21 protein-coding genes are annotated in these 25,932 nt (G+C 44.2%); 11 read left to right on the top strand and 10 right to left on the bottom strand.

What is annotated here, in order from left to right; all coding sequences use genetic code 11:
* The first annotated feature begins 332 nt into the window (after positions 1-332).
* Positions 333-638, top strand: coding sequence for a GIY-YIG nuclease family protein (locus KXD93_RS25965; RefSeq protein WP_258140447.1), 306 nt, complete (start codon positions 333-335; stop codon positions 636-638).
* A 21-nt stretch (positions 639-659) separates the two neighbouring features.
* Here the strand turns inward: KXD93_RS25965 and KXD93_RS25960 are convergent, their stop codons facing one another.
* From KXD93_RS25960 to KXD93_RS25945, 4 genes are all read right to left on the bottom strand, one after another.
* Positions 660-1,232: a dihydrofolate reductase family protein gene (locus KXD93_RS25960; RefSeq protein WP_258140446.1), complete on the bottom strand. Its 573-nt coding sequence runs from the start codon at positions 1,230-1,232 to the stop codon at positions 660-662.
* A 117-nt stretch (positions 1,233-1,349) separates the two neighbouring features.
* The gene (locus KXD93_RS25955) at positions 1,350-1,919 is read right to left on the bottom strand and encodes a dihydrofolate reductase family protein (protein ID WP_258140445.1); all 570 of its coding nucleotides are present in this window, start codon (positions 1,917-1,919) and stop codon (positions 1,350-1,352) included.
* 464 nt (positions 1,920-2,383) lie between these two features.
* On the bottom strand, positions 2,384-3,523 hold the full coding sequence (locus tag KXD93_RS25950) for a hypothetical protein (protein WP_258140444.1): 1,140 nt from the start codon (positions 3,521-3,523) through the stop codon (positions 2,384-2,386).
* A gap of 6 nt (positions 3,524-3,529) precedes the next feature.
* A complete protein-coding gene (locus KXD93_RS25945; RefSeq protein ID WP_258140443.1) occupies positions 3,530-3,820 on the bottom strand; it encodes a hypothetical protein in 291 nt (96 codons plus the stop codon).
* A 51-nt stretch (positions 3,821-3,871) separates the two neighbouring features.
* Here KXD93_RS25945 and KXD93_RS25940 point away from each other — a divergent pair, with 51 nt between their 5' ends.
* On the top strand, positions 3,872-4,060 hold the full coding sequence (locus KXD93_RS25940; protein ID WP_258140442.1) for a hypothetical protein: 189 nt from the start codon (positions 3,872-3,874) through the stop codon (positions 4,058-4,060).
* Positions 4,061-4,284: 224 nt separating this feature from the next.
* On the opposite strand, the gene KXD93_RS25935 is transcribed toward KXD93_RS25940, so the two are convergent.
* Complete coding sequence (locus KXD93_RS25935; RefSeq protein WP_258140441.1) at positions 4,285-4,842, bottom strand: hypothetical protein; 558 nt, start codon at positions 4,840-4,842, stop codon at positions 4,285-4,287.
* Positions 4,843-5,470: 628 nt separating this feature from the next.
* Between KXD93_RS25935 and KXD93_RS25930 the strand changes: the two genes are divergently transcribed.
* Positions 5,471-8,065 (top strand): DUF5686 family protein, encoded by a 2,595-nt coding sequence (locus KXD93_RS25930; RefSeq protein ID WP_258140440.1) that lies wholly within the window; start codon positions 5,471-5,473, stop codon positions 8,063-8,065.
* Positions 8,066-8,161: 96 nt separating this feature from the next.
* On the opposite strand, the gene KXD93_RS25925 is transcribed toward KXD93_RS25930, so the two are convergent.
* The 4 genes from KXD93_RS25925 to KXD93_RS25910 form a co-directional block, all read right to left on the bottom strand.
* Positions 8,162-9,481, bottom strand: a complete 1,320-nt coding sequence (locus KXD93_RS25925) for a DUF3570 domain-containing protein (RefSeq protein WP_258140439.1) — start codon at positions 9,479-9,481, stop codon at positions 8,162-8,164.
* A 27-nt stretch (positions 9,482-9,508) separates the two neighbouring features.
* Complete coding sequence (locus tag KXD93_RS25920; RefSeq protein WP_258140438.1) at positions 9,509-9,730, bottom strand: DUF4266 domain-containing protein; 222 nt, start codon at positions 9,728-9,730, stop codon at positions 9,509-9,511.
* Positions 9,731-9,742: 12 nt separating this feature from the next.
* Complete coding sequence (locus KXD93_RS25915; protein ID WP_258140437.1) at positions 9,743-10,636, bottom strand: FAD:protein FMN transferase; 894 nt, start codon at positions 10,634-10,636, stop codon at positions 9,743-9,745.
* A 298-nt stretch (positions 10,637-10,934) separates the two neighbouring features.
* A complete protein-coding gene (locus KXD93_RS25910) occupies positions 10,935-11,624 on the bottom strand; it encodes a GNAT family N-acetyltransferase (RefSeq protein WP_258140436.1) in 690 nt (229 codons plus the stop codon).
* 80 nt (positions 11,625-11,704) lie between these two features.
* Here KXD93_RS25910 and KXD93_RS25905 point away from each other — a divergent pair, with 80 nt between their 5' ends.
* A complete protein-coding gene (locus KXD93_RS25905) occupies positions 11,705-11,932 on the top strand; it encodes a hypothetical protein (protein ID WP_258140435.1) in 228 nt (75 codons plus the stop codon).
* A 325-nt stretch (positions 11,933-12,257) separates the two neighbouring features.
* Here the strand turns inward: KXD93_RS25905 and KXD93_RS25900 are convergent, their stop codons facing one another.
* Positions 12,258-15,110, bottom strand: a complete 2,853-nt coding sequence (locus KXD93_RS25900) for an outer membrane beta-barrel protein (protein WP_258140434.1) — start codon at positions 15,108-15,110, stop codon at positions 12,258-12,260.
* Between the two features lie 284 nt (positions 15,111-15,394).
* On the opposite strand from KXD93_RS25900, the gene KXD93_RS25895 reads away from it, so the two are divergent.
* From KXD93_RS25895 to KXD93_RS25865, 7 genes are all read left to right on the top strand, one after another.
* Positions 15,395-16,471, top strand: a complete 1,077-nt coding sequence (locus tag KXD93_RS25895) for a sensor histidine kinase (RefSeq protein WP_258140433.1) — start codon at positions 15,395-15,397, stop codon at positions 16,469-16,471.
* A complete protein-coding gene (locus KXD93_RS25890) occupies positions 16,468-17,229 on the top strand; it encodes a LytR/AlgR family response regulator transcription factor (protein WP_258140432.1) in 762 nt (253 codons plus the stop codon). Before KXD93_RS25895 ends, KXD93_RS25890 begins: the two co-directional genes overlap by 4 nt.
* Positions 17,230-17,467: 238 nt before the next feature.
* Entirely contained in the window at positions 17,468-18,499 is a 1,032-nt protein-coding gene (locus KXD93_RS25885; RefSeq protein ID WP_258140431.1) for a Fic family protein, read from the top strand.
* 349 nt (positions 18,500-18,848) lie between these two features.
* Positions 18,849-20,057, top strand: a complete 1,209-nt coding sequence (locus KXD93_RS25880) for an efflux RND transporter periplasmic adaptor subunit (RefSeq protein ID WP_258140430.1) — start codon at positions 18,849-18,851, stop codon at positions 20,055-20,057.
* A 104-nt stretch (positions 20,058-20,161) separates the two neighbouring features.
* Positions 20,162-23,326, top strand: coding sequence for an efflux RND transporter permease subunit (locus tag KXD93_RS25875; protein WP_258140429.1), 3,165 nt, complete (start codon positions 20,162-20,164; stop codon positions 23,324-23,326).
* Positions 23,327-23,338: 12 nt separating this feature from the next.
* Entirely contained in the window at positions 23,339-24,742 is a 1,404-nt protein-coding gene (locus KXD93_RS25870) for an efflux transporter outer membrane subunit (protein WP_258140428.1), read from the top strand.
* Positions 24,743-25,474: 732 nt separating this feature from the next.
* Positions 25,475-25,909, top strand: a complete 435-nt coding sequence (locus tag KXD93_RS25865) for a DoxX family protein (RefSeq protein WP_258140427.1) — start codon at positions 25,475-25,477, stop codon at positions 25,907-25,909.
* The last annotated feature ends 23 nt before the right edge of the window (positions 25,910-25,932 follow it).

Below are 25,932 nucleotides of genomic sequence, written 5' to 3'. Positions count from 1 at the left end.
TTCCTCGCAATTACTTGACCGTAAGTTAATTAACCATCACGTCATTGCGAGGCGGGTTGCCCGCAACCTGCTTCGAAGCAATCTCTACGCCATCCATGCACGGGAGTAAAAAACATTGTGGTTACCAGGATGCGGGTGCAAGGTTCAATCAGCATTAAGGTTCGTTGATTGTCCTACGCTGAGGTTGCTTCGTTCCTCGCAATGACGTGAGGGAGAGGCATAAAGGTCCGTTGATTGTCCTGCGTAGAGGTTGCTTCGTTCCTCGCAATGACGCGCGGAGATAGCAATGACGAGAGCGCATGGAATATTAGAGATAATCTTTATTTTGCAGCATGGTAGTTGCATACGGAGGTTGTGTTTACATAATGACCAATAAACGGCATAGCGTGTTATACGTTGGCGTCACTTCCGATCTTGTCAGCAGGGTTTGGGATCACAAAACCCATTTATATCCTAATAGCTTTACAGCCAAATACAACTGCGAAAAATTGGTTTATTATTACTTTTATTCGCGTATCGAAGAAGCAATCGCTGTTGAAAAAGCCATTAAAGGCGGAAGCAGGAACGCAAAAATTGCATTGATCAATTCCCTAAATCCGGAATGGCTCGATTTATATGACAAATTAATTGAGGAATAAATATAAGGCAACGTTCCTTCGCTATTCTCCATCCACTACATAACTCAATTCAGTTACCCCACTCGCAAATTGCCGGGTAGTCAAAAGCTTTAGTTTTATTTTGTCCTTGATATCTGTAAACAGTGGAATGCCCTGGCCAAGAATAACCGGGTTAACAAACAGCCAATAGCCGTCAATTAAGTTTTGTTGAATAAGGGCATGTGTTGCTGCCGGGCTGCCAAAAAGCAGGATCTCGCTGCCTGCCTGTTGTTTTATTTCGTTTATGCTGTCCACGAGGTTGTCGCTGATGATTGTTGTGTTGGGCAAATCCGCGCCCTGCATTGTTTTCGACAAAACAATTTTGTGAGCAGTTTTATACCATTGTGAATGTTCAATGTCGTGCTTGCTCGCGTCCGGCCCGTCTGCTGCGGTGGGCCAGTAACCCTCCATCATCTCATAGGTTACCCGTCCGTATAGTGCGCTGTCGGTTTCGCCAATCCGCTTACCCACGTGATCAAAAATTTCCTCATCAACCGTTATCCAGTTCATTTCTCCGTTCGGGCCTGCTACAAAACCGTCGAGCGATATGTGCATAAATGAAATTATTTTTCTCATATAGTTCTATTTTTATGGTTGTTTGTCAAAGTTAATTTTTTTCGTTGATTTGATTAATGCCCCCTGCTTCCGCAAAGAAACAGTAGCCAAAATTCGTTTGCGGCAGCAGGTGGAATATCAGGATTTCAGCGGCCCAACATGTCGATAGGTGTTGACAAGCAAACCCGTGGGCGTAGACTTCGAATCGACGAAGGCAAGTTCCCGGGCGTAAATACTGTCCGACAATAGGCGTTTACCGCTGCCAAGCAAAACCGGGTAGGTGATGAGCACAACCTCGTCAGCCAGTCCCTGGTCAAGCAACACGGAGGTTAGCGTCGAACTTCCCACCACAATCAGGTCAGGGCCATCCGTCGACTTCAGATCGCGAATTGCCGCAACAATGTCCCCGCCCAGGCCCTGTACCGGTCCCCATTCCAGGCTGTCGGGCCCGTGGGTTACGATGTATTTGGTTGCAGCGTTTATAGCATTTGCCATTGGGAAATCTCCGGCAGTGGGCCAAAAGCTGCTAAATATATCGTAGGTGTGGCGGGCAAGCAGCAGGTCGAAATTCGGCCCGTATGCCTCCAGCAGCATTGCCGCCCCGGCAGGGCTTCTATAGGATGTAGTCCAGGCGCCATAGGTGTAGTCTCCGTCATGTTCTATCACGCCATCCAGCGAGATATGTTCAAAAATTCTTATTTTTCTCATTTCCTTGTAATTAGTATAATACAAAGATCAAAGCTATTTAAGGGTTTAACGCTGTGTGAAAATGACAATTCCAGGGGTGGATAGCGACAAATAATAAAGCTAAAAAAGGGCGGATGATTTGCCCGGATAAGTAAACAAGATTTGCTTCGTTCCGCAATGACGCGATGGTGACGCAAACTAAACATCACGTCATTGCGAGGCAGGTTGCTTGCAACCTGCTTCGAAGCAATCTCTACGCCATCCAAGCACGGGAGTAAAAAGTATTGTGGTTATCAATTGGCGGCTGTAAGGTCCCACCAACATAAAGGTTCGTTGATTGTCCTGCGTAAAGGTTGCTTCGTTCCTCGCAATGACGTGGTGGGCGTGACATAAAGTTTCGATGATTGTTCTTTCGGACTTTCGGACTTTCCCCGTTGCTGCCGCAAGGAGAAACCCCTCGCGGCAACGGAGACCATTCACCCCACTTATTTCGATTTGCTCAAATTGCACGTTACACTTACATAACCGAACACACCTTTTTTGGTCGAATCGTATTTAATATCAAGCGGGATCCAGAAATCCTTGAAGATATTGTAGCGGATGGTGAGGTCGGCATCGGGTGTTTTCTGCTTAACGCCGCCCTGCCAGTTGTGCTCAAAATCGCCGGCAAATTTTGCTTCAAAGTCCGACTCCCCTTTTGCATTCCTGTTTATCACATAATTTATACCGACAGACAGGGCCGCAATGCGCTGGTCCATGTTTGGGGTAGTTTTTGTGCTGTCCTGCCCGAAGTAAAGGTTGCCCTCAATATCCAGCTGCAGCGGGTTGTTTTTGATGTTCTTATCCAGTGATACCAGGTAAATTGAGCCTACGCCCAGCTTATCAAAACCGGGGTAGGTATAATTGTAGGAGGCAGAAGGCGTAAGCGTCCACAAGGCGCGGCGTTGTACCTGTTTGGCATAGTCGTTAAAGTTTTGCTGCTGCTTTAACCAGGCCTCCTTCAGCGTTAGCGACGAGACGAATGTTTTCGACTTTTTGATCTCGCTATTGGCAAAGTCGTCAAAATCCTTGTCGGGTTTGTTCTTATCGGGATCGGCAAGAAAGGCGGTTTCGGCCAGGTAGCCGGCCGAGCTCTTTTTATCGGCATCCGTGGCCGACATACCACCCTTTACAAGTTTATCATAATAGTCTGTTGTGGCCTGCCTTAAAATGTTCAGTATTTCCTGGTCAGATTGCCTGTCCTGGTAAACAAACAGGGTGCTGTCGCGCTTGTTGGTAAGGGCAAAGGTTACCTGCGCGGTAGCATCGCCGTATTTGGCCTTGTGTGCTATGCCCAGGCTTACCTGGGTGTTCCGCAAAAACCTGTTGTTTGCGGTAATATAGTTTTGGGCGCTGGTCCATGCTGTAGAATCCTTAAAGGCAATGAGCGAAAAGTTTAGCTGGTAGCCGCTTTGGTTGCTGGTTACGTCTTTGGCTACAAGACGAATGTAGGAGGCCAGCTTACTGTTAAACATCTCCGTAGCAAGGTTATTTATAGTGGATTCATTTTTCTCAAGATCTGTTTGCGCAAGGCACAATTGGGCGGTAATAAACATTACCGTAACCAGTATGATAGCTTTCTTCATGGCTGTTTAAACTGTGATTGATACTCCCTGTATAAATTTACCCGCAGTTTTAAATGGTGGCAGCGGCATGGCCGGTACTGAACTTACTATACCCGCAATATTTATGGTTACACTGCCGCCTGGCGGACAAGTGCCTACAATGCCTACCAGGTAATTCCCGGGAGCCAGCGCCAACACCCAGGGCCCGGGACTAACTGCCGAAAAATAGTGTGAGTAGTTTACGGTGTGACTAAATACGTTTACAGTGGCATCGCCCGCTCCGAGAAGAATACCTGCAGTAATGGTGACTGGATTCATGATAATAAGTTTGGTTAATGGTGATGAATAGGTTAATTATTTATAACGAAGGTGGAAAATAAACCTATAGCTAAAAAGGGTATTAATACCTTTTTCGGGAGGGTGTTTTTGCCTAAACGCATGGTGAATAGTGGACTTACCCGCAACGGAGCCCTATGTACCGGCATGGCTGCGTCCGCCGACCTCTTCGCGGCCCGCAAAAAGGTAAGAGAAATATTATTTTCTTTTCGCTGCCGCTAGCATCTTAAGCAGCGTTTGCTTCGTCTCCCGCAATGGCGGATGAATGAAGCCCCCTCTCCACCACGTCATTGCGAGACTGCCTGCTTGCAAACAGGCAGGTACGAAGCAAACTCTGCACTATGCTAGTATAAAAGCAATAAATAATACGGTTACCAGGCAATCAGGTGCAAGGCTCCATTGGTATAAAAGTTCGTTGATTGTCCCCCGGGGAGAGCTGCGGATCCTCAATTACAATCCGCCAAAATTTTCTGTTGCAATAATTGTTGTTCCCTATTTTCTTTAATTTCTGCTTCCAGGGCTTTGCAGGTATAAACAGCAATGCCAAAATCTGCGTCGAGCTGGTATTTCAGCGACAGATTTACCAGGCTGCAATCCCATTCAAAAACATCGGCATAAGCATCGGGCCTGCTTGTAAACTGACCATACCGGGTTAAAAAATTCTTCAAAATTTTAAATCCGTCACTTTTGTCAAAAAGCACATAAATGTTTACAATTTTATAGTTGTATACCCTTATGGCTATAAATTTAATTTTCAAATCTTTACCTATCTGCTGCACGTCTTCATCCTGGTACTCATAAAACATACAGCTATCGGCATTAAGTTTTGGAAAATTTTCCAGGTAAGCAAGCTTATGGCCTGAGATCTGCTCAATTTCCTGTCCCAAAACAAGCTGGTTAAATCCGTTATCGCGTTTTAAGCCATCAATAGTTCCCGCCTTGTAGGGCTGAGAAATGGCTAACAACGGGCCAATAACAAATATTAAAACCATTCTTCCTCTCATGGGGGGCATCATAAATTGTGGGTACGAGCCTGGTTTTTTTGCGCTTAAACCAGAATCTGATAATCAAAGTGAGTAAATTTTTAAGGGCTTTTTATGGTGCTGAATACGATTGTATCGCAATTTGTAAAGTTGTGTAAACACTTTTCAACCAATACTTTACACTTGATTAACCCAATAACTTAGAAGTATTGGGCCTGGGTATTGATATGGATGCGTGGTGTAAATGAGTTACCTAAATATCGGAGTGCGCCGCAACGGGGTTTCTAATACATAATCGCCATGGCTTTGCTTTTGAGACAGCCCCCCTCCCCACCCGGACTACCGGCCTTCGGACTTTACTGACTTTCACGACTTCCCAACGACCCCCTCCCCAACTTTTTCTCCCCTACTTCAGAAACTAATCAGAATTAATTGATATGTTTACAAATAACTAAAAATCACTGTGTAATACTTTATGGCGCTATAATTACGTTGCATTAGTTCCTTATTTAATATTTATTTATAATATATTTTGTTGGTGATTTTTTGGAGTGGAATAGCAGGACTACCTTCCTTGCTGAACGGGATAATCAGATTTCTTGAATCTTTAATTACTAAGCGGTTAAAGGCAACAAGCTGCCTTGGCTTTATGCTGATTAGTTTTTGCGCCGCTGCACAACAAACTGATACTGTTAAGAAAGCCACCGACACCGTAAAACCTGCCATTGATACCACTCATAAAACCGTGATGCCGGCTGGCGTTGTTACCGAAGTAAGCGGCCGGGTTATAGACGTTGCCACAGGTAAGGGGCTGGCGTATACAGGTGTAAGCTTTTTCGGCAGCGTTTACAGCACCCATGCAGACGAACAGGGAAAATTCATCCTTAGCGCTCCGGGAAGTTTCAATCATGTTGTTTTCTCGAATGTTGGTTACCTGTCTGTAAACCGCTCAATTAAGCCGGGCCAGGCAAATGAGCTGCAAATCCGCATGAAGGGCAGCCAGACACAGCTTAAGGGAGTTACCGTTGTTTCTGCAAAGAAAACAAAGTACCGCAACAAGGGCAATCCGGCCGTATCGCTTATCCAGCAGATCATTAACCATAAGGACGAGAACCGGATGGCGAGCTCAAACTACCTGCAATATGACGAATATGAACGCATCGGTTTGAGCTTGTTTAACCTGTCGCAGAAGTTTATAAACGGTAAGTTTTTTAGCAAATATAAGTTTATGCTGGACAGCGTACAGGTAATAAACGGCGTAAAACAAACCACGTTACCTGCACTTTTCAGCGAAAAATTATCGCAATATTATTATCGTAAAAACCCGGAGAAGTCCATCAGGATCCTGAAGGCCCAAAAGCAAACCAATATTCTTAAATTTATTGATACGGCAGGCTTTGACGTTTACCTGAACAGGTTGTACGGTGATAACCTGGATATCTATGAGAACAATATCTTCATAATCGCCGACCAGTTTTTGAGCCCCATCTCCAACCACTCGCCCGATTTTTATAAATTCTTTATAGCGGATACCATTAACACGCCGCACGGCAAAATGGTGGAGGTAAACTTTACCCCGCGCAACAAGGGCGACCTCTTGTTTGAAGGCAAGCTGCAGGTAACGCTCGACGGACATTACGCGGTTACCGGCTGCGAGATGAACGTAAATAAGCAGATCAATATTAACTTTATGCGGAGCCTTAAGATCAGGCTTGATTTTACAAAGGATAGCCTGGGCAGCCGCTACCTGCTCACCAAAAGTGATGTTAGGGCCGATTTTGGGATCAAAAAGGATAAGGGCCTGGGTGTTTTTGGTGAGCGGACGGTATCCTATTCCAACTATAAGCTGAATGCGCCGCAGCCGGCAAACTTTTACGATGGCAAGAGCCAGCAGGTAGCGCCAAATGCCTATCGTGCTGATACGGCTTATTGGACAAGCCACCGTACAGATACATTGAATCGGCAACAGGCGCAAATTTATGGCAAGGTGAGCCGGCTTGAACAAATGCCATCATTTAAAAGGACCACCTGGATTGCGGACCTGCTTACCGGCGGCTACGGCAACCTTGGGCCGGTGCAGTTCGGGCCCATCGGGCAGTTCTTCGCCTTTAATAACCAGGAGGGGTTTAGGTCCCAGATAGGCGGCAGAACTACGCCCGAGATGAGCAAATGGCTGTATCTTGAGGGCTATGCCGGTTATGGCACCAAGGACGGCAAGGCTAAGTACAATTTGATCAGTTATTTCTCGCTTAATAATGTAGCGCCATACAGGTTTCCTAACGATTACTTCAGGATCAGTTACCTGAATGATGTTGATGTGCCGGGCCAAAGTTTTACCATTAATAACAGACAGGCCGCACTTTCGTCGTTCCACACCGGCAAAACGGATTACTGGATCTACCATAAAATTTTCCGGGTGGCCTATGTTAAGGAGTTTGAAAATCATTTCTCGTTTAATGCGGTTCTAAAAAATTGGAACCAGCAGGCGGCAGGCACCCTGTTGTTCCAGGTTAACGATGCGAATAATACCCTGGTTCATAACCTGGTTACCACCGAGGCCGACGTACACCTGCGCTATGCCCCGAACGAGCAGATTTTAGAGGGCACACAGATGCGCCACACCATTTACAGCAAGTATCCTATTTTTAATATGGAGATTGATCATGGCTTTAAGGGCGTGCTCAACGGCTCATACAGCTATACCAACATCAGCGCGAATATTTATAAGCGGTTCTATTTTTCACAGCTTGGCTATTCGGACATTACACTGATGGGTGGCTATATTGCCGGCAAGGTGCCATTCCCGCTGCTGAATATCAGCACAGCCAATCAATCCATAGCCTACGACCCGGATGCCTATAACAAGATGAATTACCTGGAGTTTGTGAACGATCACTACATCGGCTTTAATATTACACAAAGCTTCAACGGGTTTTTATTGAACAAGATCCCGCTCATCCAGCATTTAAAGTTAAGGGAGTTTCTATCGCTCAAAGTATTATGCGGCGGCCTGCGAAACGAAAACAATCCGGCGTTCTCCAGCAATGTATATAAATTCCCACAAGGGGGCAACGGCGCGAACGGCACATTTGCATTAGGCAATACGCCTTACATTGAGGCCGGCGCCGGGATCGGCAACATCTTTAAAATTATGCGGATAGATGTGATCAAGAGGTATGATTACCTTAGTCATCCGGGCATTGCACCTTACGGTATCAAATTTAGCTTCCAGCCGGATTTATAATAGAATAGCGTGCAGATTGGGTTGTAAAAAGGGCAATAATTAGTGATATCCAATATCATCAATTATTGCCCTTTAGCTTTACAAGCTATTTTATTTTTATTTAAACCCGAGGTTTAATGAGATCACATCAGAACTTAATCCCGTTGTTTGGGTGTAATGGCCGTATCTTATCTCAAGTTCGTGCAGGTTTTGCCAGCCAAACACTCCTTTGGGCGGAGCCAGCCTGAACCCTGCGCCAAAAAACTGGCTGTTGAATTTTGCGTATTCATAATTGCTGGTATAATACTCGTCGTTAGCACTATGCTCGGCATAAGGCGCAAAATATTTTGCTGCCGATTGTGAGTAAAAACGATAGAACGGCGATATAGAAAAGAACGGAGTAAGTTTATAAGTAACTTCCAGGTTAGCAGTGTTTGCGTGGCTGCCCCAGTTGTCAGCATAATAACGGTAGTAGGAGCGCAAAATAATATTATCGCCTAAAAAGTAATTCGCCCGAATCCCTAAAGGTAATTTAAACCGGGATGACGGCAGTTTTTCAATGGTATCTTTCTGGTTTGTAAAGTACACCCGGTGAAATGGCAGGCTCAGGTAACCGTTTTGTGCAACAACGTCGGCTAAAAACATTACCTGGAACCTTGAATTTATAATTTGCGAATAACCAAACGATGCGGTGTACGTGTTCCTCGGTTTTGTTGGCAGGCTGGGTTTTGATTCGCTCGATCCGCCATTACTCAGCACCACGTTACCGCTTGCTGTAGTTACATAAGTTGCCCCTGTTGAAACCGGTGTTATCTGGGTTATAAATTCTGAAGGATAGATCATTGTTACATGATCCATATAAGCCTGCAGTTTTACACTGAACTCGCCATTTTTATCTGCGGTTTTCTGTGAAAAATGCAAATCGCCGCCAAGTGACTTATAGTTGTACTCGCCCGAGTAGTATGCCCCTAAACCAAAAGTATTCCCTGTTTTAGGATTTTCTACCGTCCAGTCGAACGAGGGATAAATTCTTGTACCTCCCTGCTTACCAAGGCCGGTGGTGGTAACAAAAGCCGATGAGGCTGAGGTATGATGATCGTAACCAATCCCTAATGATATGGTGTTCTTGTTCTCATTGTCGCCAACCCAAACCAACTTCATATCCAGGCCGTTGGAAATGTCTGTTACCTTTTCAGTTCCGATCCCCCCGGTTATGGCCGAGTGGTTTCCGTTTTGCCCGTAGTAACTTGAAACCAGGTTGATTTCATCGATCCGTAACGCGCGCGGATTGTAATCAGTTGCCGGCGGATCAGTGACTACCGGCTGGTATAAACTAAATGGTTTTTTGTTTTTAGTGGTGTCTTGTTTAGTTTGGGCATGGGCGCCAAAACGACATATAAGTGCAAATCCGAATACGGATAGATATACTTTTTTCATGTGTTTTAAGGAATAAAATAATGGTAATTAGTTGCAACCACAGCCGCCACCGGTTTTGCCGGCGTTAGCTCCTGACGCGCTTTCGCGGTAGGACTGAAAGTTTAACTCGTTTTTCTCAACCTTTCGGTTGCTTAACGCCATTTCAGAATCATTGATCCTGTTTTTTTGGTACTCCTTTAAGTGTACACATGATGTTATGGAAGCCACCAACAGAAGGCCGGCCATTAATTTTAGGGGTTGGTTTGTCATTTATAGGGGTTATTAAGTAATATTTATATTTCGCGATGTGTAAAGCCGGTCATCGTCATCAATAATTATGGCTTCAATGTCCTTCATCTGGTTTATCAAATCCAGGCCCGCGCGAACACCCATTATAGTTACCGGCGTAGCCATTGCATCAGCAATCTCTGCATTGGTGGTAATAATGGTGACACTTTTTATCCCGGTCACAGGTAATCCTGTTCGGGGGTTTATGGTGTGTGAATATCGTTTGCCGTCTATCATTACAAATTTTTCGTAATTGCCGGATGTTGCAACCGCCAGATCTGAGATGTTGAGATATGAAAATACCTGCCCGGATGCATCGGGATTTACGATACCGATGGTCCATTTTTTACCATCCGGCTGAAGCCCCCAGGTATTTAAATCGCCCGAGGCATTTACAACTCCGCTGGTAACGCCCTGTTGCTGCAATATTTGTTTAGCCCTTTCGGCTGCGTAGCCCTTGCCAATCCCCCCAAAACCAATCCGCATGCCCCGCTGGCGTAAAAAAACTGTGCAGTCGTTTTCATCAAGCGTGATGTTACGATAGTTAATCAGGCTCACCATTTTTTTTGCCGTGGCCTCATCGGGTAACGAGGTCATATCCTTATCAAAGTTCCAAAGTCGTTTATCAAGCGAGCCATAGGTAATATCAAAAGCGCCCTGGGTTACTTTTGATATCACAATAGAGCGCTTAATCAGTTCAAAGGTTTCCCTGCTTACCTTCACTGGAGCAATGCCGGCATTGGCGTTTACCTGGTTGGTTTCACTGTCGTCGCTAAACGTTGTTAACAGCCGCTCAATTCTTTTTATTTCATCAACGCTGGCTTCAATTTTTTCCGCAGCCCATTGCTCACTTTCAGCAACCACACTTATTTCAAAGCGGTTTCCCATCAGTTTACAGGCTTTTTTAAAAATTTGAAGATCGGACATGGCTGGTACAGGAACTGCTAATGACAACTAAAAATCAACTAACGATTTTGTATCACCAATGTTACCTTTAGAATCTGTAGATAGCATGAAATTTGCCCTTCACACCTGTTTTTGGTATTTTTTTAACATTTATTAACATAAACACCAACCAATTTTACTCAATGAGATGGCAATAAGAAGCTCCGAAACAACCGGGCTAATTGGGATAGTAAATTGGCACCATTAATGGCTTACTAAAAGGTTGATAGAATTGAGTATTCTATCTTTCGGCTTTCTGAAAGATAGAAATAAAGATTTCCTTCCTAACCGTAAATCCTATCGATTCATAAAGCTTAATTGCCCGGATATTGGTAGTAAGTGCATTCAGGAATGGGATTTGCCTGGCTGCCTTTATGCGGCGGATCTGATCCAGCAGCAATTGGGCGGCATAACCTTTGCCAAGGTGATCTGGGTGGGTACAAACGGCACTGATCTCGGCATACGGTACCGGGTTTAACCGCTGCCCTGCCATGGCGACAAGTTTGCCCTCCTTAAAGATACCGCGGTAATGGCCCATTTCAATAGTCCGTCGTAAAAACGGTCCGGGGTTGGTAAGCTTGGTGAGCGCCAGCATTTCGGGCACGTTTTGTTCAGTTAAGGGAATTATTTCGGCTTGATTAGCCATAGGACGCTCAATTGGATTCTCACAAACCATTTGAACGATATCCATTTCGCGCAGCATTTTCCAGGGCTGGGGGAAATCCACCTTAACCGGTGTCATTAAGCCAAAGGGCCCATCAACCGGGGTGATCTCATGCAGATGCTGAAAGTTTTCTACGGTAGCCGCAGGCAGCCCTGTAAACGGGGAAACATCAGGCGAAAAATATTTAGCAAATTGATTTCCGTTTGAGAGGCTATTGTTGCCGGAGCAAAGCGCATTCCAGGCGGGGTTATCGAGCAGGTGTTCCATTATGGCGGTAAAGCTAAAAATAATTACAAAAAACCTTAATTCTGCATGCCTGTTAAATAAGAACATCAACAATTAATGACATGAAAAACACAATCATAATTGCAGCGTTGGCATGCAGCATCTGCATCCTCTCCGCCTGTGGCGGCGACCGCGTTCCAAGAAGCGGTACCGGCGACACCGTTAAAAGCACCTACGGCAACACACCAGATTCTTCAAAACTTGATACCGGCAAGACTACTGGAATGGATAACAGCGGATCGGGCGGAACGAAGTCGGATAGCGTAAAAAAGGATACGGCAAAAAAATAAGATCAAGCGTAGTATCTAATTCTAAAATCTATAAATCCTAAAATCCTATAGATCCAAAAAACTGCGCAGCTTTCTTGAACACCTCTAAATATTTACACACCGCGAAAAATCTTAGTTTAATCTTAGCAAAAAAGCGCCCCGGATCTCACCCGGGACGCTTTGTTACGATAAAAAATCAATAACAATCAACTAATGCAGGCGGGGCATCTCACCTCCCCGGCCTTTCCTCATGACCTATAGAGATCAAAAGCTCTTTTATACAGCAACATTGCTGTTAACCGTATATATGACGCGTAATTTAAAGCGTCCGTTGCAACAAATTTTATCAATCTGCTGATGGACCACCGGGACCACCACCCGGAGGCGGGCCACCGGGGCCCGGACCACCAAATCCACGTCCGCCTGGGCCACCCATTCCCGGAGCCTTACCTGCCATTTTTGAAAACCGGTATGTAAACGTTAACAGGTAGTATCGGCCAAGCTTGTTGGCATTGGTTTGGGTAACAAAGCTGCCGTTCTGGGTGCTGGTATAGCCGGTGTTCTGGTTAAACACATCATACACACCAGCGCGCAGGGTAGCCATATTACCCTTTAGGAAACGGCGTTCAACATACGTATTAAATATGTTGGGGTTGGTAGCGCCCTTGTAGCCGTAATAAAATGTCTTGGTATAGTCGTAGCTATATGTCCAGTTCTTCCATAGGTAGTTTTTGCCGTTAAGGCCAAGTTGCCACGAGCGGAAGTTATCGTTTATACCCGGCTGGTCAATTGAATTTTTTGACGAGTTGATGGTATACTGCGTATTTGCTTCGGCATCAATAACATCGGCAATATCAATCCTGAATTTTATGGCAGGAGAGAATACCAACGTTTTGGCGGTGTTCTTATCTGTAGTAAAATCGAATGTGTTTTTATCTACGTTGGTGATATACGAGATGTTGTTGATGTAAGAGATATTACTCTGCAAAAACAAATTGTACTTGCGTTTTTCCCATGGCTTGTTGAATACAAAGAAGCCCTGTGCCTGGTAGTAACCGTCGGCGTTTTTGTATTGAGTTTCAATGGTACCGGCTAACTTTTCATTGGGTGTGTAATTGCTCGGGTAGGTAATGGTATTTGATACAATTTTATCATTCGTTTTAATGAACGAGAAGTTACTGAAAAACACATTACCTGTTTCGAAGCTGAAATTGTTATACCTGAAATCGATCTTGTTGTTATACTCAGGCTTCAGCTCCGGGTTACCCGTAATTGGATAGGATGCATTGCTAAAGTCGGTAACCGGCTGCAACTCAGAATACGTTGGCTGCGTACTGTAGCCGCTGTAATTAGCGCTGAATGATTGCGAACGCGAGAAGTTATAAATAAAATGTGCATTCGGCGACACATTAAACGCCGTGGATTTGGTAGGCAGCCCGGTAGTTTGCGAATACCCGTTCAAAACCGATGGCTGTGCTGTAATACCCAGCACATAATTATACTTCTTCTCAACGAAGCGATAATTCAAGCCAAACCGGTTTGTGATGAACGTAAAGTTGTAGTTATTACTTAATAGGGGATAATTATTTATGTCGCCGGTAGTAGTAGCCAGCGTGTCGGTCTCCTTATCGGCAGCAGTGTAGGAATGGCGATAGTTATAGTTAACCTCGAAGTATGATCTCCTGCTTAACGGCTCGATGTATGAAAAATATGCACCAAGCGTATCAGTATGGCTGTTGGTATTGATAAACTGGTCAAGCGGTGCATTTGCTGCACCATCGATATAATCGTATACCGGGTTTTGATACTGGCGGCTTGTGGACCTGCCAACACCAAAATTTACGCTGAAATTACGGCCATGGCTGTTAAACTTGTGATTAAATAAAGCATTAACGCCATAATTCGGCGCTGATGAATGGCTCAGCGATTTAAAGTTATAGTTTGATACCGTAGTAGAATCATTTGTCAGCAGGTTGCTCCCGTTTTGAGTTGTGCTAACACCGGCATAGCTGAATGACGGACTAACCTTTAAATAGTTAACAGTATCCGGTTTATACTCCATGTTGAACGTAAGGCGATGGTTCCTGCGCTCGTCCATTTGTGTGCTGCTTTGTTTATTTACGCTTGGGTTTGTAAGCGAGATATTATTCTGAATAGTCGAGCTGATGGTATTTACTGAGTTATCAGAAAAGCTGTAGCTGCCATAAACGGTTATCTTCTTCCCCCACGAGTCGCGGTAATTAAAACCGATAGAACGTGCCGTTGTAATACCTGTGGAACTTGTGCTGCCCGGTCCGCCGCCGCCCTGCCTTCCGCCGGGGCCGCCAAAGTTAAACAGGCTGGTATTGGTATTATTCAGGTTGCCTAATACGGCTATCTGCCGGGCGCCGTCAAAATTAAACAGGTTACCCTGCGCAATAAAGCGATTGCCATCCTTGGTGCCATCTACCTGTGGTATTGCGTCCCTGCCCTCGCCAAGACTAAACTGGCCAAAGATGCCGTGGTTACGGCTGGGTTTTATATTGATGTTCAAAATGGTTTCCGGATCGCCGGTTTTTATCCCTGTAAGATTGGCCTGGTCGCCGTAGTCATTTATCATCTGTACGCTTTGAACCGCGTCGGCAGGCAGGTTTTGTGTGGCTGTTTTTAAATCGCCGCCAAAAAACTCCTTGCCATTAACCCTCACCTTGGTTACACTCTTTCCCTGGAAGGTAATATTGCCGTCCTTGTCAACATCTGCACCCGGCACCTTTTTTATAACGTCTTCGATAGGCGCGCCGTCTCTAACTTTATAGGCGGCTGTATTAAACTCTATGGTATCTTCCTTAATTTTAACAGGCACAACGTCGCTTACCACAACGGTGCCCAGCATGATTGTTGATGGTTTAAGAATGATCGGCTTTAAAAACACCGTATTGTTGGTGTTATCAAGCGTCATGTGGCGGCGGATAGGCTCATACCCTATTGATTGTATCACCAAACTAAATTGCGTAGCCTTTATTCCGTTAAAGATAAATGCACCCTTCGAATCGGTTATGGTAGTAAGGCTGTCCTTATCGGTTATCAGCTTAACGCTCGATCCGGGGAGGGTCGCTTTCGTTGAGTCGATAATGGTTCCCCGAACATCACGCCCCGTTTGTGCAAAGCTGTTAATGCTTATTAAAAGCAATGCGGCAATAAATAAGTATACTGGTTTCATATATGTTGTTCTTTTTTAGAAGTTGCAAATAGAACCTAAAACAACAGCATCCTAAAACACAATAGACGGCAGTGAATATCAAGTAGACAAAAGCCTGTTTTTAACCTATAAAAAGCGTATTTAACTGATGATTTGATAGTACCCGATTTGGGCGATAGTTTTTGCCTGCCCGTCGGTGAACTCTGGCTGCCGATAGATTTATATTAAGCTTATGTAACTTTACTGTGTAATATTGTTGTTATAAATCAACACCATAAGCGTTTGATTTTTAAATATTTGTGGAAATGATAGAACAAAAATCGAAAAGCAGGCTCATCACCATCATCATCCATATATTAATATGGGGGATCTTTGGCCTGGTATACTTTTTTCAGCCAATGTACTTCAACGTTAACCTGCCATACCAGCTTTGGATAAAACAGGCTATTATATGGGGTTCACTTATAGTTGCATTTTACCTTAACTCGCAAGTGCTGGTACCCAGGTACCTGTTAAAGAACAAAACCGGGATCTTCTTCCTGTTTGTGGCCTTAATAGTGGCAGTAATTGTAATGCTGAATATTTATGTAGATCAATGGCTTAACCTGCACCAGCTAATGGAAGCTGCCTTTCATAGAGGGGGGCCGCCTAAGCATCACAACCGGGGAAGAGATTTTAACTGGGATGCCGCCATGATTGCTACCATAGCGCTTGTTATCGGCATCAGCACCAGCATTACCGCAATACAAAAATGGCAAAAGGACAAACAGATGCACCAAGACCTGGAACAGGACAGGGTTACCTCTGAATTATCGTTCCTCAAAGCACAGATCAATCCGCATTTCTTTTTTAATACGCTTAATAATATTTATGCGCTTACGCATGTTGATGCCGATGTATCGCGCAAGGCCATTCACCAGCTCTCGAGGATGATGCGTTATGTATTATATGATACGCAAAATAGCACTACTCAGCTGAGCCAGGAGATTGCCTTTATAAAGGATTATATCAGTTTGATGGAACTGCGCTTAACGGATGTGGTTAAGGTCGACTTTAGTTCGCCGGTTGGCTTAAAGGACATGGCCATTGCACCAATGATATTTTTGCCGTTTATTGAAAATGCCTTTAAGCATGGGGTTAGCGCAACCCAGCCCAGCCATATCGGTATTACCATAAATCAGAAGGATACGGTGATTGAATTAAATGTAATTAACACCATAATTAAGGAGCAAAGTGGTAACTTAGAGGAAGGCAACGGAATTGGTTTAAATAACACCCGTCGAAGACTGGATCTGCTTTACCCGGGCAAGCACGATTTAGTGATAAACGAGAGCACTTCCGAAAATATTTACATGGTGCATTTAACGCTTAACCTGGCATGACGATAAATTGTATAGCTGTTGACGACGAACCCCTCGCGCTTGGCCTGGTATGTGCATTTATTGAACAAACGCCTTTTTTGAATTTAGTGGGGCGATATTCAAGCGCTGTAGATGCTTTAAAGGCTATTCATGCGCAAAAGGTGGATGTGCTGTTTTTAGACATCCAAATGCCCGACCTGAACGGCATTGAGCTTGCCCGCGTACTCGACAATAGCAAAACCAATAAACCCCGTATAATTTTCACTACGGCCTACAACCAATTTGCACTTGAAGGCTATCGCGTTGATGCCCTCGACTACCTGCTGAAGCCTTTCAATTACGAAGAGTTTTTACATGCTGCCCATAAGGCACTGGCTTATGCCCAACTGGTTGAAAAATCGAAGGCAACACCTCTTGCGGCCGCCCCAGCCCCTGCTGTTGCTGAAGAACGGATAGAAGATGAATACCTCTTTTTAAAGGTAGAGTATCAACTGGTACGCCTGGCGCTGAATGATATTCTTTATATCGAGGGATTAAAGGACTACGTAAAAGTATGGCTGCAAAGTGCCGAAAAACCCATCCTTTCATTAACCAGCCTGAAATCGCTTGAAGAAAAACTGCCGTCCAAAAAGTTTATGCGCGTGCACCGCTCGTTTATTGTTTCGCTGGATAAGATCAATTCAATTACTCGCAATGCCCTGCAAATTGGTAAGATCAACATCACCGTTGGCGATCAGTATAAGGAAGCATTCAGCCAATTTTTGAGCAAATGGGTGTAGGTAGTTGTAAGGGGTCTAAAACTTAAAATTAAATCCGGTACTATTTTAGTTTTACAGGGGAAATTAAAATAAAGAGTTTTGTTATTTTAGTTTTCTTTTAAAATCTAAAATAAAGCTTATCTTTATTTTAGTTAACTAAAATAAAATGAAAACTTTTCAGGCCGGAGTATATATTAACCAGGGATATTATAAAAGCTTTCAGCCAAATTACATCGACAAAGCATGGAAGCTGGATGACATGGAGGTTATTAAGCTTTTAAGTGATGCCGACCGACAATTAGGCAGATTGGATATGTTTTCAAAATACATCCCAAACCTGGAGATGTTTATCCAAATGCATGTTGCTAAGGAGGCTACCCTATCGAGCAAAATAGAAGGCACTAAAACCAGTATAGAAGACGCAATGATGGAGAAGGCAGACATTGCGTTAAGCCAAGTGGATGATTGGATAGAGGTACAAAATTATATTGCAGCAATGAATTATGGAGTCGGGCGTCTACATGATCTTCCTTTCTCATCCCGGCTGATAAAAGAAACACATGCTATACTATTAAAAGGCTCAAGAGGCGACAAAAAACATCCTGGGAGTTTCAGAACAAGTCAGAATTGGATTGGCGGAGCAACTATCAATGACGCAAAATTTATCCCACCGGTACATACCAGTATTGCAGACTTGATGAGTGACTTAGAAAAATTCGCTCATAACGAAATCGTATATTTTCCTGAACTACTAAAAATTGCCCTTATTCATTATCAGTTTGAAACCATACATCCTTTTTTAGATGGAAACGGGCGAGTAGGCCGGTTGTTTATCACCCTGTATTTGGTAGGAAAAGGCATTTTAAAACAACCTATTTTGTATTTGTCAGATTTTCTTGAAAAAAACAGGACCCACTATTATGATAACTTAATGAGTGTGCGGGAACATAATAATATAAACCAATGGCTTAAGTTTTTTTTAGTTGGCGTGATTGAAACAGCAAATAAAAGTATTGATACGTTCGACAAAATTCTTCAATTACAAAAACAAACGGAATTAAAAATCAATACTTTAGGAAGCAGGGCTGCAAATGCGCAAAAATTAATGACTCACCTATATCAAAAGCCAATTGTAAATACAGCTGTTATAGGTAAAACAACAGGAATTTCAGGGGCATCGGCTTACAAACTTGCTAAAGATATGGTACGCCTTGGTATAATTAAGGAAACAACCGGTTTACAACGAGGTAAAACTTATGTATTTGAGGATTATTTGAACCTGTTTAGGTAGTAAATAAACAATCCAAATAAAATAGTTTTTTGTAACAGATTCGCCATTCACGCGTCATAGCAATTCAGGTTTATTTAAATAACAGGGCAAACTGTTTAAAATAAAACCTATTGGATTGAAATAAGTTTCCCCCTCCCCTAATTAGAAATATGTTTACAACTTGAAGATAAGTTGGATAAGCAGTAATCAGGAAAATGATGATAATACCATTTAAAACTAAGCTTTAAAGATAAAATCAACCATGTACGTGATTCAATAATATTTCAAACCCTATTACCGGCCCTTCGCCCCTACTCTTAATTAATGCTCATATATTTGCCGGCCTTATAAGGCTATCCATTATCAAAAAATGAATACTAAAAATTATATATACAACTCATTAACCCTCCAATTTTCAAGCCGTGTGATAAAAGTTGCGCTAGTGGCAATCCCGGCATCGCTGTTATTGTTCTCATGCGGCGGCAAAGGGAAGGGCGATGCCCAGGGTGCTCCGCCAATGGCAACCTATAAAGTGCTTACCCTTGAACCACGTTCGGCCACTTTGAATGCGGACTACCCGGCAAGTATCCAGGGTCTCCAAGACATTGAAATAAGGCCTAAGGTTGATGGTTTTGTGGAAGCAATTTATGTAGATGAAGGAACTATTGTAAAAAAGGGCCAGCTGCTGTTTAAAATAAAGGCCCCGCAATACGAACAGGATGTACGCACTGCCGAAGCCGGCATCCAAACTGCACAGGCTGATGTAAATACGGCAAGCTTGCAGGTAAATAAGGTAAAGCCACTGGTTGAGAAGGATATCATCAGCCATTATGAACTGGAATCGGCACAAAATACGTTGCAAACCAAACAAGCTGCATTGGCGCAGGCTAAGGCATCATTGGCTAATGCGAAAATCAATCTGGGTTATACCACCATTACCAGCCCCGTTGATGGCGTTATCGGTTCCCTACCCTATAAATTGGGAAGCCTGGTAAACAGCACCACAACCGACCCTTTAACCACTGTTTACAACACAGCAACCGTGTATGCCTACTTTGCCTTGAACGAAAAAGACCTGCTGGGCTTTAGTCGCGACAGTACAACACATACCTCGCTTAAATCAAAACTCAATAACATGCCAAAGGTGTCGCTCATCTTGTCTGATGGTACCACTTATGATCATGCCGGCAAAGTGGAAACTGTGAATGGGTTGATCAACGCCAATACAGGTTCGGCAAATTTCAGGGCTGCCTTTGCTAATCCAAAGGGGCTGCTGCGTAGCGGAAACAGCGCTACTATTCGCGTTCCTAACGTAGTAAAAACAGCTATCCTGGTACCCCAAAACATTACCTACGCATTGCAGGACAAACGTTTTGTTTACGTTGTTGATGACAAAAATAAAATCAAAAATGTGGCAATAACTACCATGGATAATACCCCGGGCCAGTTTTACGTAGTAACAGCCGGCATAAAAACCGGCGATAAAATTATTGCCGAAAGCGTGAATAATTTAAAGGATGGCACACAAATAAAACCCGCCGAAGTTAATGCAGACGAGGTTTACAAGGGTTTAAAATAAGTCATTAGTCCGGAGTCCTAAGCCTGTAGTCTCGGATCCGGTTTAAAAACAAGCACATTTTCTGACTTAGGACTACAGACTTAAGACTCACGACTGAAAAACATATGTTAAAAAAATTCATAGAGCGGCCCGTACTTTCAACCGTTATTTCGGTACTACTGGTTATACTGGGGGTAATTGGGCTAATCAATCTCCCTATCTCCCAATATCCTGATATTGCACCGCCAACCGTTTTCGTATCTGCAAACTATAGCGGTGCAAATGCCGATGTGGTGCTAAAAAGTGTTATTGTACCGCTTGAGGAGCAAATAAACGGCGTGGAGAACATGACCTATATGACCTCAAGCGCTGGCAACGATGGATCGGCACAGATCACTATATTCTTTAAAGTAGGCACCAATCCCGACCTTGCTGCAGTAAACGTGCAAAACCGCGTATCAAGAGCGGTGAGCCTTCTACCACAGGTTGTTACCCAGGCAGGTGTTACGGTAGCAAAAAGCCAAAACAGTAACCTGTTAATATTTTCGCTGTACAGCGAAAACCCTGATTACGACGATACCTTTTTGCAGAACTATTGCCAGATAAACCTGGTACCAGCCATACAGCGTGTTAATGGCGTTGGTAATACGCAGATCTTTACGTCAAAGGATTATTCGATGCGCATCTGGCTAAAGCCGGATGTTATGGCGAGCTATAAGCTGATCCCTGATGATATTACCAACGCGTTAAATGAGCAAAATATTGAAGCAGCTCCCGGAAAATTTGGTGAAAACAGTCATGAGGCCTTTCAATATGTAATTAAATATACCGGCAGGCTTAAAACCGCGCAAGAATTTGGCAATATCATTATAAAATCTGTTGGCAAAGGCCAACTGCTGCATTTGAGCGATGTTGCGCGGATAGAGCTTGGCGCGCTGGATTATTCGGCAGTTCTGAAAACAAATGGGTTGCCATCCATCGGTGTGGGTATTACCCAGGCATCAGGATCGAATGCAAGAGATGTGATCAACAACACTAAAAAAATATTGGAGACCGCAGCTGAGTCGTTTCCAAAAGGCATAAAGCTCACCTATTTGGTTGATGCCAATGAGTACCTGAATGCCTCTATCGAAAAGGTGATCAGCACATTGATCGAAGCATTTATATTGGTGTTTATCGTGGTATTCGTTTTCCTGCAGGATTTTCGGTCCACACTTATCCCGGCAATTGCGGTTCCGGTTGCAATTGTGGGCACGTTCTTCTTCCTTGACCTGTTCGGGTTTACCATTAACCTGCTTACGCTTTTTGCGATGGTGCTGGCCATTGGTATTGTGGTGGATGATGCCATCGTGGTGGTTGAGGCCGTACACGCCAAGTTGGATAAGGGCTACAAATCTGCCCGTAAGGCTTCTGTTGACGCGATGAAGGAGATCTCGGGCGCCATTGTTTCTATTACACTTGTAATGGCGGCGGTGTTCTTACCTGTAACGTTTATCTCCGGGTCAACAGGCGTATTTTACAAACAATTCGGTATTACACTGGCGGTGGCCATCCTGCTATCAGCAGTAAACGCCTTAACCCTCAGCCCGGCGTTGTGCGCCATGTTTTTAAAGCCGCATTCTGAAGAGCATAAAAAGAAACGATTTTTCAATTGGTTTTATACCCGGTTTGATAAGGGTTTTTTAACCGTAACTAAAAAGTATGAAAAGTCGGTAACCTGGCTTGCAGGTAAAAAAGCGATCGTTATTGCAGGGATTGTCATATTCGCGGTATCACTTGTTATCCTGATAAAAACCACGCCATCCAGCTTTGTGCCAAGCGAGGACCAGGGTACTATATTTGCCAGTATCAGCTTACCGCCTGCATCGGGTATGGAACGTACCAGCGCCATAACCAACCAGGTTGACAGCATTGCACATACATTTTCATCGGTACAAAATACACTGCAAATTATAGGCTTTAGTTTTACCGCAGGCAGCGGAAGCGCTTACAGTATGGACATCATCAAGCTAAAAAAATGGGGCGACCGAAAAAACGATAACATTCAAAGCGTTATCGGACAGCTTTATGCAAAGATTGGTGCAATTCACGGGGCCAGCATCTTCCTGTTCTCGCCACCTACCATCCAGGGTTTCGGATCAGGAAACGGGTTCTCGTTCGAATTACAGGACAAGGGTGGCCATACCTCTGCTGAAATGTACAAGGTAAGCACCGACTTTTTAGAAGCCTTAAATAAACGCAAGGAAATTCAAAACGCAAATACAGCCTTTAACCCTAACTTCCCGCAATACCAGGTAGATGTAAATGTGGCAAAATGCAAGGAAGCCGGTATCGAGGTCACCTCCATTATCAATACGTTACAAGGCTACTACGGCGGTCTGTATGCCTCCAACTTTAACCAGTTTGGTAAGCAATACCGTGTAATGGTTCAGGCTGACTATGCCTACCGTAACAACCCGGAGGGCCTGAATAAGATTTTTGTACGTAATAGCGCAGGTACCATGGCGCCTATTACTGCCTTTATTACCCTGACCAAGGTCTTCGGCCCGGAATCAATCTCCCGCTTTAATTTATTTACATCCATATCAGTCCAGGGGCAACCCGGGCCCGGATTTAGCTCGGGGGACGCTATTGCAGCCATAAAGGCTGTTGCAACCGAGAAACTGCCTGCCGGCTATGGCTATGAGTTTTCGGGATTGACCCGTGAGGAGATCTCCAGTGGTACGCAATCGGTTTATATCTTCCTGCTTTGCCTGGTGTTTGTTTACTTCCTGCTGAGCGCGCAATATGAAAGCTATATTCTGCCATTTGCGGTTTTACTTTCCCTGCCGATAGGATTGACAGGCACATACCTGTTTGCAAGAATAGCGGGGATCGACAGTAATATTTATGTGCAGATCTCGCTCATCATGCTCATCGGTCTGCTCTCAAAAAATGCTATCCTGATCGTTGAGTTTGCGCTCGACCGCAGGCGTGCAGGCATGCCAATTTTACAAGCAGCCATTGACGGTGCCGAGGCCCGTTTAAGGCCGATCTTGATGACCTCATTTGCCTTTATATTCGGTATCATGCCATTGATGTTCTCAACCGGGGCAGGCGCAATCGGTAACCGTTCGATAGGAACTGGTGCCGTAGGCGGGATGTTTATAGGGACATTATTGGGTGTATTTGCTATCCCGGTGTTGTTTATCATTTTCCAAACCATCCAGGAAAAATTGAGCGGGGCGCGCCGTTTACGGAATTTGGCAGAGGATGCGGAAGATGACGATGCAACTGTGCCTGCTAAATAATTTGAATTACAAATGAACAGATCATATATAAAATATACTTTACTAATCGCATTGTTAAGCGCAACGCTGTCGTGTAAAATTACCAAAACTTACAAGCAGCCTGATCTTAACACCAACGATCTTTACCGCGGCAAAAGCACAACAGATACTACAACCATCGCAACCCTGCCATGGGAAAAGCTACTTACGGATACCGTTTTACAGGCACTGATCCACGAAGGCTTATTTAACAACCTTAACTTAAAAATTGCGGTACAAAAGATCTACGAGGCGCAGGCTGCCCTGGGACAAAGTAAAGCCGCGTTATTGCCGAGCCTCAGCGCCAATGCAAGTGCAACCCGCTCAAAACAGTCGGCAGCTAGTTTAAATTATCCACCGGGAACAACTATCAGCACCTTGACCACCTCTTACCAACTTGGGCTCAGTACCTCATGGGAGGCGGACATTTGGGGTAAGCTAAGCAGTGCAAAGCGGGTCGCATTCAATAATTTATTGCAAACTGATGCTGCAAAAAGAGCGGTACAAACTCAATTGATCGCCGATATCGCCAATAACTATTACACCCTGATTGCACTTGACAAAGAGCTGGATATTACTGTTCGCACCTTGCAAAACCGTATTAAGGATGTAGAAACTATGAAAGCGCTTAAGGAGGGTGCAGTGGTGAATGGCGCAGCCGTGGTACAAAGTGAAGCCAACCGTTATGCTGCAGAAGTTGCCATCCCTGATCTAAAACGCAGCATCCGCGAAACTGAAAATGCGCTTGATATATTGGTTGGCCGCCAGCCGGGTGCCTTAAACCGGGCCAAGCTCGATGAGCAAAAGCCTGTCGACAGCCTGCAAACCGGTATCCCATCCCAGCTACTAAAAAACCGACCGGATGTTCAACAGGCAGAATACACCTTCAGAAGCGCCTTTGAAAACACCAACCTGGCGCGCACCTATTTTTACCCGTCGCTAACCATTACCGCAAGTGGCGGTTGGTCTAATTTGCAATTGAAGGACTTTTTTGTGGGATCGGTATTTTACAATGTGGCAGCGGGTTTAACACAGCCGATATTTAACCAGGGAATCAACAAGGCCCGGTTAAAAACCGCGCAGGCACAGCAGTTGGAGGCATTATACAGCTTTCAGCAAACACTATTAGTTGCAGGCCAGGAAGTGTCTAATGCGCTTTACGCCTATCAATCCTCAACGGAAAAAACCGGCGCCCGCAGCAAACAAATAGCCGCTCTTACAAAGGCAGTTGATTATACGCAGGAACTGTTACGCTACAGTTCGGCCACAAATTATACCGATGTATTAACTTCAGAACAAAACCTATTGGCCGCGCAATTGGATGGTGTTAACGACCGGCTGCAGCAATTGCAGGCCATTGTTAATTTATACAGGGCACTTGGCGGCGGATGGAGATAAGATCATAGGTGTTCGGAACAAATCAGGCAAGCCGTGGCCCTGTGCGATTCCTGCCTTGGGGTGGGGAATGGTGGGTTTCTCGAACCAGGATACCCCTAATCAAGATTGAAAGTATTGTGCAACACCCCGTTGCCCTCCCTAGGGCTTATGTGTGTACAGATCTTTTAATATACGTTAAATCACTGATCCATAGGGTCTACCTCTTTGTAGAAATAAAAGAAAGGTTTGTCTTTGCCTCGGAGAGGCTACCCTTAGTCGCCATTCTATAAATGGGACAAGTTTTACATTGGAATTTATTGAGAACAAGGCAAAATCCATAGTTCAGTCGGAACGGATGGTGTAGAAGGGTAGCCTCTCCGAGGCAAAAAAATGATCTATTGTATATTCTACAAAGAGGTAGACCCGCTGGGTCAATCAGAGACTATGCCTGGTTATAAAAAAATAGATTAAAATAAGGAATAGCTGGGTAATAAAAAGTTCATGAATATGTGTATACACTGTAGTTCCCAAGAGAGGGGATCACACTTCGCGCTTTTTTCAATCTTCCGAACACGTATGAATATAGGGTCAACTGGAATAATAGCCTATTTTCAAACTAATAATCCCCGGAATACGTTATTGGATTATATAAAACTAATTGCTTAGCTTTATACAAGGATACGGCAGGCCGCTTTTCTCCAAAGCCCCCGGTTGTATCATAACCAATTTATAATCTTAAAACCGGAGGTTATTATGAACGTGGTTCACCGTATTGAAACCTGGGGCGATACTCACCATCCCAAATTTATCGACGTTATCCGCTTTGCGCTTGGCGCATTCTTACTGTTAAAGGGCATTTCCTTTATGAACAACACGGAATACCTTAAACAATTAATAACGGACCAAAACATTGTAGACTTTTCAGGCGGATTACTAATGGCGCTGGTTTACTATGTGGCATTTGCCCACATGGTTGGCGGCGTGCTGATAGCGGTCGGAATCCTGACAAGGTTTGGCTGTATTATCCAGATCCCGATTGTAGCAGGTGCTATTTTCCTGAGTGGATTTTTCCAGGACGCTATCAACTACATGGTATGGCCATCGCTATTAGCATTGGCGGCACTGGTACTATTCCTGGTTATAGGATCCGGACCGTGGTCGTTAGATAGGTATTTATCGGAACAATAATATAGTAGCAGTTAAAAGTAGCA

Origin of the sequence: Mucilaginibacter phenanthrenivorans (assembly GCF_024721155.1) — a bacterium.
GTDB lineage: Bacteria > Bacteroidota > Bacteroidia > Sphingobacteriales > Sphingobacteriaceae > Mucilaginibacter > Mucilaginibacter phenanthrenivorans.
Note: the sequence above shows the minus strand (reverse complement) of the source record. Positions and strands in the feature narration are given on the sequence as shown.

Bases quoted from the DNA above. Each gene is read 5' to 3' on its own strand.
- KXD93_RS25950 (WP_258140444.1), bottom strand. From the start codon at position 3,523: ATGAAGAAAGCTATCATACTGGTTACGGTAATGTTTATTACCGCCCAA.
- KXD93_RS25930 (WP_258140440.1), top strand. From the start codon at position 5,471: ATGCTGATTAGTTTTTGCGCCGCTGCACAACAAACTGATACTGTTAAG.
- KXD93_RS25870 (WP_258140428.1), top strand. From the start codon at position 23,339: ATGAACAGATCATATATAAAATATACTTTACTAATCGCATTGTTAAGC.
- KXD93_RS25890 (WP_258140432.1), top strand. From the start codon at position 16,468: ATGACGATAAATTGTATAGCTGTTGACGACGAACCCCTCGCGCTTGGC.
- KXD93_RS25935 (WP_258140441.1), bottom strand. From the start codon at position 4,842: ATGAGAGGAAGAATGGTTTTAATATTTGTTATTGGCCCGTTGTTAGCC.
- KXD93_RS25915 (WP_258140437.1), bottom strand. From the start codon at position 10,636: ATGGGAAACCGCTTTGAAATAAGTGTGGTTGCTGAAAGTGAGCAATGG.
- KXD93_RS25945 (WP_258140443.1), bottom strand. From the start codon at position 3,820: ATGAATCCAGTCACCATTACTGCAGGTATTCTTCTCGGAGCGGGCGAT.
- KXD93_RS25910 (WP_258140436.1), bottom strand. From the start codon at position 11,624: ATGGAACACCTGCTCGATAACCCCGCCTGGAATGCGCTTTGCTCCGGC.
- KXD93_RS25965 (WP_258140447.1), top strand. From the start codon at position 333: ATGGTAGTTGCATACGGAGGTTGTGTTTACATAATGACCAATAAACGG.
- KXD93_RS25885 (WP_258140431.1), top strand. From the start codon at position 17,468: ATGGAGGTTATTAAGCTTTTAAGTGATGCCGACCGACAATTAGGCAGA.
- KXD93_RS25875 (WP_258140429.1), top strand. From the start codon at position 20,162: ATGTTAAAAAAATTCATAGAGCGGCCCGTACTTTCAACCGTTATTTCG.
- KXD93_RS25955 (WP_258140445.1), bottom strand. From the start codon at position 1,919: ATGAGAAAAATAAGAATTTTTGAACATATCTCGCTGGATGGCGTGATA.
- KXD93_RS25895 (WP_258140433.1), top strand. From the start codon at position 15,395: ATGATAGAACAAAAATCGAAAAGCAGGCTCATCACCATCATCATCCAT.
- KXD93_RS25925 (WP_258140439.1), bottom strand. From the start codon at position 9,481: ATGAAAAAAGTATATCTATCCGTATTCGGATTTGCACTTATATGTCGT.
- KXD93_RS25960 (WP_258140446.1), bottom strand. From the start codon at position 1,232: ATGAGAAAAATAATTTCATTTATGCACATATCGCTCGACGGTTTTGTA.
- KXD93_RS25905 (WP_258140435.1), top strand. From the start codon at position 11,705: ATGAAAAACACAATCATAATTGCAGCGTTGGCATGCAGCATCTGCATC.
- KXD93_RS25920 (WP_258140438.1), bottom strand. From the start codon at position 9,730: ATGACAAACCAACCCCTAAAATTAATGGCCGGCCTTCTGTTGGTGGCT.
- KXD93_RS25865 (WP_258140427.1), top strand. From the start codon at position 25,475: ATGAACGTGGTTCACCGTATTGAAACCTGGGGCGATACTCACCATCCC.
- KXD93_RS25900 (WP_258140434.1), bottom strand. From the start codon at position 15,110: ATGAAACCAGTATACTTATTTATTGCCGCATTGCTTTTAATAAGCATT.
- KXD93_RS25880 (WP_258140430.1), top strand. From the start codon at position 18,849: ATGAATACTAAAAATTATATATACAACTCATTAACCCTCCAATTTTCA.